Source organism: Streptomyces sp. UW30, from assembly GCF_008042075.1.
In the GTDB taxonomy this organism is placed as follows: domain Bacteria; phylum Actinomycetota; class Actinomycetes; order Streptomycetales; family Streptomycetaceae; genus Streptomyces.
The window spans coordinates 957599-968109 of record NZ_RDBN01000037.1; the positions used below are offsets into that span (position 1 = coordinate 957599).

General features: G+C 71.7%; 8 protein-coding genes and 2 pseudogenes. 7 read left to right on the forward strand and 3 right to left on the reverse strand.

Annotated elements, in window-relative coordinates; translation table 11 throughout:
* The 3 genes and pseudogenes from EAO75_RS23015 to hmgA form a co-directional block, all read right to left on the reverse strand.
* Nucleotides 1–738: pseudogene (locus tag EAO75_RS23015) on the reverse strand (type ISP restriction/modification enzyme); the annotation flags it as partial.
* Nucleotides 739–764: 26 nt separating this feature from the next.
* Nucleotides 765–1514 (reverse strand): GntR family transcriptional regulator, encoded by a 750-nt coding sequence (locus tag EAO75_RS23020; RefSeq protein WP_147996944.1) that lies wholly within the window; start codon nt 1512–1514, stop codon nt 765–767.
* Nucleotides 1515–1541: 27 nt separating this feature from the next.
* Complete coding sequence (gene hmgA, locus EAO75_RS23025) at nt 1542–2858, reverse strand: homogentisate 1,2-dioxygenase (RefSeq protein ID WP_147996945.1); 1317 nt, start codon at nt 2856–2858, stop codon at nt 1542–1544.
* A 160-nt stretch (nt 2859–3018) separates the two neighbouring features.
* Here hmgA and EAO75_RS23030 point away from each other — a divergent pair, with 160 nt between their 5' ends.
* From EAO75_RS23030 to EAO75_RS47550, 7 genes and pseudogenes are all read left to right on the forward strand, one after another.
* Nucleotides 3019–3636: a hypothetical protein gene (locus EAO75_RS23030; protein WP_147996946.1), complete on the forward strand. Its 618-nt coding sequence runs from the start codon at nt 3019–3021 to the stop codon at nt 3634–3636.
* Nucleotides 3633–4259, forward strand: coding sequence for a TetR/AcrR family transcriptional regulator (locus EAO75_RS23035; RefSeq protein ID WP_147996947.1), 627 nt, complete (start codon nt 3633–3635; stop codon nt 4257–4259). Before EAO75_RS23030 ends, EAO75_RS23035 begins: the two co-directional genes overlap by 4 nt.
* A gap of 118 nt (nt 4260–4377) precedes the next feature.
* Nucleotides 4378–6630 (forward strand): molybdopterin oxidoreductase family protein, encoded by a 2253-nt coding sequence (locus EAO75_RS23040; RefSeq protein ID WP_147996948.1) that lies wholly within the window; start codon nt 4378–4380, stop codon nt 6628–6630.
* Between the two features lie 98 nt (nt 6631–6728).
* Nucleotides 6729–8186, forward strand: coding sequence for a CitMHS family transporter (locus EAO75_RS23045; protein ID WP_410092469.1), 1458 nt, complete (start codon nt 6729–6731; stop codon nt 8184–8186).
* 67 nt (nt 8187–8253) lie between these two features.
* Nucleotides 8254–9492, forward strand: a complete 1239-nt coding sequence (locus EAO75_RS23050; protein ID WP_147996950.1) for an MFS transporter — start codon at nt 8254–8256, stop codon at nt 9490–9492.
* Between the two features lie 100 nt (nt 9493–9592).
* A complete protein-coding gene (locus EAO75_RS23055; RefSeq protein WP_147996951.1) occupies nt 9593–10207 on the forward strand; it encodes a hypothetical protein in 615 nt (204 codons plus the stop codon).
* Nucleotides 10197–10511 (forward strand): annotated as a pseudogene (locus EAO75_RS47550) (class F sortase); the annotation flags it as partial. The gene EAO75_RS23055 and the pseudogene EAO75_RS47550, both read left to right, overlap by 11 nt.

Genomic DNA, 10511 nt, shown 5'->3' on the forward strand with positions numbered 1-10511 from the left:
GCGACGGCGACCGCCCCAAGCTCCCCGGCGGCCGCCGGGGAGCTTGGGGCGGTCGCCGTCGCGGCACATCAGCCAGAGCATGCGGTGGCCCGACTCGACGCCGCGCGCCCACAGTTCGGGGTCCCGCGTGAGGGGGACGGTGAGGTCCGGGCGGGCGGTCGCCAGGATCCACGCGACGACGTCCGCCGGCGCGGGGGAGTGGCCCAGCCGGGAGGTGAGGTGCTGCAGCAGGCCCGGGGCCAGGTTGGGTTCCTCGCCGCCGGGGCGGCGGTACAGCGGGCGGACGCGGCCGGGGCGGAGCAGGGGGAGCAGGGAGGTCGCCAGCAGGGCGGAGTCGGGGGTCTCCAGGACGAAGACCTGGTGCTCGTCGGCCACCCGCCACAGCTCGGGGCGGGCCGCGTCGATCAGTCGGTGGTCGGGGATCAGCCACTGCTCGTCGAAGGGGGCGTGCAGGACGCGTACCGGCTCCGGGCACGGGCCCGTGGCGCGGATCAGCCTCTCCGTGCCGGTGGACCGGCCCGGCAGCTGGCCGACCGCCGAATGCAGGGTGCGCGAGCGCGTCGGCTCCAGCAGGGCCTCCCGGTCCGGGCCCTCGGCCTTCACCAAGGCGTCCCAGCGGGCCTTCAGGGTCGCCGCGTCGGGGCCCGTCGGCCACCCCCGGCCGAGCCGCGGCGGTGCGACGGACCACGGCATGAGGTCCGCCAGCGGCGGAGCGTCGTCGTGCGTCACGCTGGGCATCGTAAAGCCTGTCACGGACAGCGGGCTCAGTTGGCGTCCAGGGTCACCGTGAAGGAGAAGCGGTCGCCCCGGTAGTGGATGACCGCCGCGTCCAGCACCCGCCCGTCCGCGTCGTACGTCACGCCCGTGTAGTGCAGGATCGGGCTCAGCAGCGGGACTTGGAGCAGCTTCGCCGTCTCCGGATCCGCAAGCCGCGCCTCCACGGTGTCCGTGATGCGGCTGATGTCCGCCCCGACGGCATCGCGCAGCACCTTCGTCATCGGCCAGCGGACCAGGTCGCCCAGGTCGATGCGCGCGGCCAGTTCGGGGCGGACGTAGTTGCGGGCGTGGTTGGTCGGCTCGCCCGTCTTCTCGTCGCTGCGCAGACGGTGGTACGTCGCCACCTCGTCGATGTCCGGGAAGTACTCGGCGAGTTCGGCCGGCACCTGCGTGCGGCCGTGGTCCAGCAGCTCGGTCGCCATGCCGGACTGCTGGGCCACGATCGCGTCCACCGAGCCGAGCAGCCGCACCGGGGCGCCCCGGCGGGCGTCCGGCTCGATGAACGTGCCGCGCCTGCGATGGCGCGTGATCAGGCCCTCGTCCTCCAGCTCCTTGAGCGCCTGCCGCATGGTCAGCACGCTCACGCCGTAGTGCTCCGCCAACTGCTCCTCGGTGGGCAGGCGCAGCGGGTCCTGCGGGCGGCGGCCCAGTATCGAGGCGCGCAGCGACTGCGACACCTGGTACCAGAGCGGCAGCTTGCGGTTCAGGACGATCGAGTCCGGGGCGAAGGAGGTCACGGGGCCATCCGTACCGGTAGGGGATCTTTACTGCAAGGGGCGGAAGTGGCGCTCCATGCCCTGCCAGACGTCGTCGTAACGCTGTTGCAGGTGCTCGGCACCGGCCGCCTGCGGGGTCAGCGTCACCGGCCAGCGGGTCTCGAACATGAACGCAAGCCCGTCGTCGATCTTCTGCGGCTTCAGCTCCGCCGCGCTCGCGCGATCGAACGTCTCCCGGTCCGGGCCGTGCGCCGACATCATGTTGTGCAGCGAACCGCCGCCCGGCACGAAGCCTTCGGCCTTCGCGTCGTAGGCGCCCTCGACGAGGCCCATGTACTCGCTCATCACGTTCCGGTGGAAGTACGGCGGCCGGAAGGTGTCCTCGCCCACCAGCCAGCGCGGGGCGAACACGACGAAGTCGACGCCGGCGAGGCCCACAGTGTCCGACGGGGACGTCAGCACCGTGAAGATCGACGGGTCGGGGTGGTCGTAGGAGATGGTGCCGATCACATTGAAACGGCGCAGGTCATAGACGTACGGCACATGGTTGCCGTGCCAGGCGACCACGTCGAGTGGTGAGTGGTCATAGGTGGCCGTCCAGAGGTTGCCGCAGAACTTGTTCACCACCTCCACCGGGCCCTCGACGTCCTCGTACGCGGCCACCGGGGCCATGAAGTCCCGAGCGTTCGCCAGGCCGTTGGCGCCGATCGGGCCCAGGTCGGGGAGGTGGAAGGGGGCGCCATAGTTCTCGCACACATAGCCCCGGGCAGAGTCGTCCAGCAGCTCCACACGGAAGCGCACCCCACGCGGAATCAGCGCCACATGTGCCGGCTCCACATGCAGCAGCCCGAACTCGGTGCGCAGCAGCAGCCCGCCGCGCTCCGGCACGATCAGCAGCTCGCCGTCGGCGTCGCTGAAGACGCGGTCCATCGAGGAGTTGGCGTGATACAGGTGCACGGCCATGCCGGTGCGCTGGGTCGCGTCGCCGTTGCCGCCGAGGGTCCACAGGCCGGCGAGGAAGTCGGTGCCGGGCGCGGGCTCGGGCAGCGGGTTCCAGCGCAGGCGGTTCGGGTCCGGCACCGACTCCGTGAACGGCGCCGTACGGATCGCGCCGTTGTCCGTGCGCGTGAACGCCGGGTGGGCGGCCGACGGGCGGATGCGGTAGAGCCACGAGCGGCGGTTGTGCGCCCTCGGCTCGGTGAACGCCGTACCGCTCAGCTGCTCCGCGTACAGGCCCAGCGGGGCACGCTGGGGTGAGTTGCGGCCCTCGGGGAGGGCACCGGGCACCGCCTCCGAGCTGTGCTCGTTGCCGAAACCGGAGAGGTAGGTCAGCCCTTCCGCGGTCTTCCGCGTGTCCCCGCTCATGATCGCTCCCTTGGGTTCTGATTCCTATGCTTCACCGTAGGATTGCGATTTCCCGGGCGCAAGAGATCCGCCGGATCTTCCCTGTGCGTACGACCAGAAGTGGACGCCAACCCGACTCAAGGGGGATTCGGCTGTCGGACCGGTGTTCTAGTCTCCGGTCATGTCGTGGACGCGGACCCTTCTCGCCGCGCTCGCGGTCTGTGTCCTGCTGCTGACCGGAACCGTGGGCTGCGGCTCCAGTGATGCGCGGGACCGGGACGGCACCGCGATGTCGCCCTCCCCGGTGGGCAAGGTCCTCGACGACACCGACGACGAGGGGCGGCACTACCGCGAGGTGGGCGAGGACGACGCTCCCGAGGTCGGCATCGAGGTGCAGCCGGACCCGGACGGCGGCGACGGAGGCTGGGACGTACGGCTGACGGTCCGCGGATTCCGCTTCTCGCCCGCCGGAACCGAGGCGAGGGCGACGGCCGGGCGCGGGCTCGCGTACCTCTTCGTGGACGGCAGGCTCGTCTCCAGGCTCCGCGCCCCCGACTGCCGCCTCCCGGCCGACCTCGTCCCGCGCGGCACCCACCAGGTCACCGTCCGGCTGTACGCCGACGACGGCACGGTGTGGGCCGTGGACGGCGAGCCCGTTCAGAGCACGGCCGACGTCACGGCGTCGGGGGTGCAGGCGACCACGACGCCGACGCCGTCCACCGCGGCACTGAGTGAGCCGGGTACCCGCTCCCGTACAGGGGGCAAGGGTTCACCGGACCGAGCCGGAAAGGCATCATGAAGACCGTGCCACATCCAGCAACGCTTCGCCGGGCGCCCGTACAGCGGCGCAGCGCCGAACGGCTCACCCGGATCCTCGACGCCTGTGCCGACCTCCTCGACGAGGTCGGCTACGACGACCTGAGCACCCGGGCCGTCGCCCAGCGCGCCGGCGTCCCCATCGGCTCGGTCTACCGGTTCTTCGGCAACAAACGCCAGATGGCCGACGCCCTCGCCCAGCGCAACCTAGAGCGCTACACCGCCCGCGTCACCGAGCGCCTGGAGGCGGCCGGCGAGGCGGCCGGTGCGGGAGGCTGGCGGGTGGCCATGGACGCCGTGCTCGACGAGTACATCGCCATGAAGCGCACCGCCCCCGGCTTCTCCCTCGTCGACTTCGGCAACCAGATCCCCGTAGGCACCCGCGGCGAACCCAACCACCGCGTCGCCGACCGCCTCACCGACCTGCTCTCCGGCTACCTCGACCGCGAGCCGGACGAGGATCTGCGCCGCGCCTTCCTCGTCGCCGTCGAAACCGCCGACACGCTCGTCCACCTGGCTTTCCGGATGGCCCCGGAGGGCGACGACCGGATCCTGGACGAAGCGCGGCTGCTGCTGCGGGCGTATCTGGCGCGAGTGCTGGACTGACGCCGCCGCTCGCGAATTTCCGACCTCACCCCTGGAGAGGGCTCCCCGTTGTGCATACCGGTCGGTATGCTCGGTTCGAGTTCGCGCGTCACCACTGCCGCCACCTCCGGGAGGACCCGTGTCCCGCACCGCACTGCGCATCTGCCCCCTGTGCGAGGCCACCTGTGGCCTGACCCTCACCATCGAGGGGACCAAGGTCACCGGCGCCCGCGGCGACCGTGACGACGTGTTCAGCCAGGGGTTCATCTGCCCCAAGGGCGCCTCCTTCGGAGCCGTCGACGGCGACCCCGACCGGCTGCGCACCCCGCTCGTGCGCAGGGACGGCGAGCTGCGCGAGGCCACCTGGGAGGAGGCCTTCGACGCGGTCGCCGCCGGACTGCGCCCGGTCGTCGAGCGGTACGGGCCGAACTCCGTGGGCGTCGTGCTGGGCAACCCCAACGTGCACACCGTGGCCGGTGCCCTCTACCCGCCGGTCCTGATGGCCGGCCTGCGCACCCGCAGCGTCTTCACCGCCTCCACGGTCGACCAGATGCCCAAGCACGTCTCCAGCGGACTGCTCTACGGCGACGCCCTCGCGATCCCCGTGCCGGACCTCGACCACACCGACCACCTCCTCCTCATCGGCGCCAACCCCCTGGAGTCCAACGGCAGCCTGTGCACCGCCCCCGACTTCCCCGGCAAGCTCAAGGCGCTCAAGGCCCGCGGCGGCACCCTCACCGTCATCGACCCGCGCCGCACCCGCACAGCCAAGCTCGCCGACCGGCACATCGCGATCCGGCCCGGCACCGACGCGCTGCTGCTGGCGGCGATGGCGTACGTGCTGTTCGAGGAAGACCTGGTCGCGTTGGGGGAGTTGGCGCCGCACGTCCAGCAAGTCGAGGAACTGCGCGCGGAGGTGGGGGACTTCACCCCGGAAGCCGTCGCCGACGCCTGCGACGTGGACGCCGGTACGATCCGGACCCTCGCCCGTGAGCTCGCCGCCGCGCCCACCGCCGCCGTCTACGGCCGCATCGGCAGCTGCACCGTCCCGCACGGCACCCTGGCCAGCTGGCTCGTGGACGTCCTCAACATCCTCACCGGCAACCTCGACCGCCCGGGCGGCGCCCTCTTCCCGCAGGCCGCCACCGACAAGACGCCCCGCCCCGCAGGGCCGGGCCACGGCTTCGCGCTCGGGCGCTGGAAGTCCCGGGTGAGCGGGCACCCCGAGGCCAAGGGCGAGTTGCCGCTGTCCGCACTCGCCGAGGAGATCGACACCGCCACCGCCGAGGGCGAGCCCATCCGTGCCCTCGTCGCCGTCGCGTCCAACCCCGTCCTGTCGGCCCCCGACGGCGACCGGCTCGACAAGGCGCTCGGCTCGCTCGACTTCATGGTCAGCGTCGATCCGTACCTCAACGAGACCTCGCGCCACGCCCACGTGGTCCTGCCGCCGCCCCCGCCCTCGCAGAGCCCGCACCACGACTTCGCCTTCAACACCCTCGCCGTGCGCAACCAGGTCCGCTACACCCGCCCCGCGGTCCCGCTGGAGCCCGGCCGCATGGCCGAGTCCGAGATCCTGGCCCGCCTGATCCTGGCCGCGACCGGCATGCACGGCGCCGACCCGTCCGCCGTGGACGTGATGGTCGTCGACCAGACCCTCGGCAAGGCGGTGAAGGAGCCCCACTCCCCGGTGCACGGCCGCGACCCGAAGGAACTCGCCGCGCAGCTCACCGGCATCAGCGGCCCCGAGCGACGGCTCGACATGATGCTGCGCCTCGGCCCCTACGGCGACGGCTTCGGCGTACGGCCCGACGGGCTGACCCTGGAGAAGCTGCTCGCGCATCCGCACGGCATCGACCTCGGACCGCTGAAGTCCCGGCTGCCGCAGCCGCTGAAGACCGTCAGCGGCAAGGTGGAGCTGCTGCCGCGGCCCCTCGCCGACGACCTGCCGCGCCTGCGGGAGGCCCTGCGCGAGCGCCCCGACGGGCTCGTCCTCATCGGCCGCCGCCATCTGCGCTCCAACAACAGCTGGATGCACAACGTGCCCGCCCTCACCGGCGGCTCCAACCGCTGCACCCTGCACATCCACCCGGCGGACGCCGAGCGGCTCGGCGTGCGGGACGGGGCGGCCGTACGCCTGAAGGGCGCCGGGGGAGAGGTGACCGCGCCCGCCGAGGTCACCGACGCGGTGCGCCCGGGTGTGGTGAGCCTGCCGCACGGCTGGGGTCACGACCGCCCCGGCACCCGGCTCGGCCACGCAGCCACCGACCCCGGAGTCAACGTCAACCAGCTCCTCGACGGCAGCCTGCTCGACCCGCTGTCGGGCAACGCGGTCCTCAACGGAGTGCCCATCGAGGTGGCCCCGGTGTCCGAAAAGATCACGGCTCTGACCTGAGCAAAGCTCTGACCTGGAGTTTTGCGCTTATTGCTCGCATGTCAACGTCTTGTTAACGCTGCTCGACGGGACCTAACGTCGTCGCACCCCCGGCCCTCGTGGGATGTTCAAGGGCGAACGTTAGGTATCCACTCATGCTGACCATCCTCGGCTTCGCCATGATCGCGACCTTCCTGGTCCTGATCATGATGAAGAAGATGTCGCCGATCGCGGCGCTCGTACTGATTCCGGCATTGTTCTGTGTGTTCGTCGGAAAGGGCGCCAAGCTCGGTGACTACGTCATCGAAGGCGTCACCAGCCTCGCCCCCACCGCGGCGATGCTCATGTTCGCGATCGTCTACTTCGGTGTGATGATCGATGTCGGCCTCTTCGACCCGATCGTTCGGGGCATCCTGAAGTTCTGTAAGGCCGACCCGATGCGGGTCGTCGTGGGCACGGCGATCCTCGCCGCGATCGTCTCCCTCGACGGCGACGGCTCGACCACCTTCATGATCACCGTCTCGGCGATGTACCCGCTGTACAAGCGCCTGAAGATGAGCCTGGTCGTGATGACCGGTGTGGCCGCGATGGCCAACGGCGTGATGAACACGCTGCCGTGGGGCGGCCCGACCGCCCGCGCCGCCACCGCGCTCAAGCTCGACGCCAGCGACATCTTCGTCCCGATGATCCCGGCTCTCGCCGTGGGCCTGGTGGCCGTCTTCGTCCTCTCGTACTTCCTCGGCCTGCGCGAGCGCAAGCGACTGGGCGTGCTCACGCTGGACGAGGTCCTCGTCGAGGAGAAGGCCGAGGAGAAGGAGACCGAGACGGTTCTCGTGGGCGCCGGTGGCGCCGGCGGCTCCGGTGCGGCCAAGGCCCCGCAGGGCACCGGCGGTTCGGGCTCCGGCACCGACGCCGCGGACGAGGAGGACGAGCGCTTCCAGGCCCTCGACCCGAACCGGTCCACCCTGCGCCCCAAGCTCTACTGGTTCAACGCGCTGCTCACCGTCGCGCTGCTCACCGCCATGATCATGGAGTGGCTGCCGATCCCGGTGCTGTTCCTGCTCGGTGCCGCGCTCGTGCTCACCGTGAACTTCCCGCACATCCCCGACCAGAAGGCCCGCCTCGCCGCCCACGCCGACAACGTCCTGAACGTCTCCGGCATGGTCTTCGCCGCCGCCGTCTTCACCGGCGTCCTCCAGGGCACCGGCATGGTCGACCACATGGCCAAGTGGATGGTGGACGTCATCCCCGAGGGCATGGGCCCGCACATGGCCCTGGTCACCGGTCTGCTGAGCCTTCCGCTGACCTACTTCATGTCCAACGACGGCTTCTACTTCGGCGTCCTGCCCGTCCTCGCCGAGGCCGGTGCGGCGCACGGCGTCACCCCGCTGGAGATGGCCCGCGCCTCGCTGGTCGGCCAGCCGCTGCACATGTCGAGCCCGCTCGTCCCGGCCGTGTACGTCCTGGTCGGCATGGCGAAGGTGGAGTTCGGCGACCACACCAGGTTCGTCGTGAAGTGGGCCGCGCTCACCTGCCTGGTCATCCTCGCGGCGGGAATCCTCTTCGGCATCATCTGATCCGCCTGAATCACCTGCGTCACCAGAGTCACCTGATCCGCAAGTACCTTTCCAGGAGGACACGTTCATGAGGCCCGGTGGGAACCGTGGCTGGCTGCTCCGCCTCGTCATCGCCTTCAGCTTCGCGCAGGGGGCGGTGTCGATGGCCCGGCCCGCCGTCTCCTACCGGGCCCTCGCGCTGGGCGCGGACGAGCGGGCGGTCGGTGTGATCGCGGGTGTGTACGCCCTGCTCCCGCTGTTCGTCGCCGTCCCGCTGGGCCGCCGTACCGACCACGGTCGCTGTGCGCCGCTGCTGCCCGTCGGCGTCGTCCTCATATCCGGCGGCTGCGCGATGAGCGGCCTCGCGGACTCGCTGTGGGCGATGGCCGTGTGGAGCGGGGTGATGGGCCTCGGCCACCTGTGTTTCGTGATCGGCGCCCAGTCCCTCGTCGCCCGCCAGTCCGCGCCGCACGAACAGGACCGCAACTTCGGCCACTTCACCATCGGCGCCTCCCTCGGCCAGCTGGTCGGCCCGATCGCGGCGGGCGCACTGATCGGCGGCCGGGACATGGCGGGGACCAGCGCGCTCGCCCTGCTGGTCGCGGGCGCGGGCGGCGCGGTCGCGTTCACCTCGCTGTGGCGCATAGAGAGCCGTACGACGGCCAAGTCCCGCGAGGAACGGGGCGAGCGCGTACCCGTCCGGCGCATCCTGCGCGCCAGGGGCGTGCCCGCCGGCATCTTCATCAGCCTCGCGGTGCTGTCCGCGACCGACATCCTCACCGCCTACCTCCCGGTGGTCGGCGAGCACCGGGGCATCGCGCCGTCCGTGGTCGGCGTCCTGCTCAGCCTGCGCGCGGCGGCCACCATCGCGTGCCGTCTGGTCCTGACGCCCCTGCTGCGGCTGCTCGGCCGCACCCTGCTGCTGACCGTCACCTGTCTGCTGGCGGCCCTGCTGTGCGCGGGCATCGCGCTGCCGGTGCCGGTGTGGGCGCTGGCCGTGATGCTGGCGGTGCTCGGCTTCTGTCTCGGCGTCGGCCAGCCGCTGTCCATGACGACGGTCGTCCAGGCGGCACCCGAGGGCGCCCGCTCCACCGCCCTCGCCCTGCGGCTGACCGGCAACCGCCTCGGCCAGGTCACCGCGCCCGCCTCGGCGGGCCTGGTCGCGGGTGTCGCGGGGGTGGCTGCGCCGTTCGTGATGCTGGGCGCGCTGTTGCTGGTGTCGGCGGGGATTGCGCTGCGGGCGCCGGCGAGGCCGGCGGGGGAGCCGGAGGACGCCGGGGAGCGGCGCGGCGCGAGGGCGATCTTGCGTCGAAAGAGTGGTATCTGATGGGCCGTAAGGCGGTGCATCCACGATTCGGCGTGCGCATGTGAAAGAGAGTCAGACGAAGAGCGATTTGTACGAAAATCGTCTGACTCGGAGGACTCGCATGCCCACCACGTCTCTTCCACGCCGGGCCGCGCGCATCGCCGCCGTCACGGCGCTCACCGCCGCGCTGACCCCGCTGACCGGGATGCCGGCGTCGGGAGCCGCGCCGATGGCACCCGGCGACAACGGCACCCTCAAGATCCACACCGCGCCGTGGGACGGGGTCGCGCGCACGCCGTTCGGGGACGCGATCGACGAGCCGAGGGTCTGCCGGTTCTACCTCGACGCGGCCAACTTCGAGAGCGTTCCGAACGTCACCTGGAACATCGTGACCCAGCCCAATGTGCCGGGCGGTGCGACGCTGCGCGGGACCCTCAACCTCCAGCCGGGCGGCGTCGGCCACACCGAGGACCTGAACCTGCCCGACGGGCAGTACCGGCTGTCGTGGACGTTCACGGGCATGACGGGCGCCGAGCGGGAGAAGACGTTCACGATCGACTGCCGGACCTCGATGACGACGCCCCCGCCCGGCCCCCAGGGCGGTCCGCCCGCCGGCGGCGGTGGCATCGCCCGCGACGAGGCCTTCACCACGGTCGCCGGCGCCGGCGTCGTCGGACTGGCCGCCGTGGGCGGGGTGATCTGGTTCCGGCTCCGTCGCCGCACGCATGGCGCGTAGAAGACGCAGGCCCTGGTACCGGACGCGGGCCTACCGCCTGACGAGGACGGCCGTGCTGACCGTCTCGCTGGTGGCGGTCGGCGTCCGGTGCGACCACGAGGGACCCGCAGCGGATACGACCGCTCCGGGCTCCGTCGAAGCCTCCGAGGTCCAAGCCGCCGGCACCGGATCCGGTGCCGGCGGGGCGGGCGCCGACTCCCGCCCCGGCGCGGGCGGTCCGCCCGCCGACGCCCGCGAGACAGCACCCGAACCACCCGAGGGCCAGGCGGCCGCGCCCCGGCCCGACAGCGCGGTCCCGACCGCG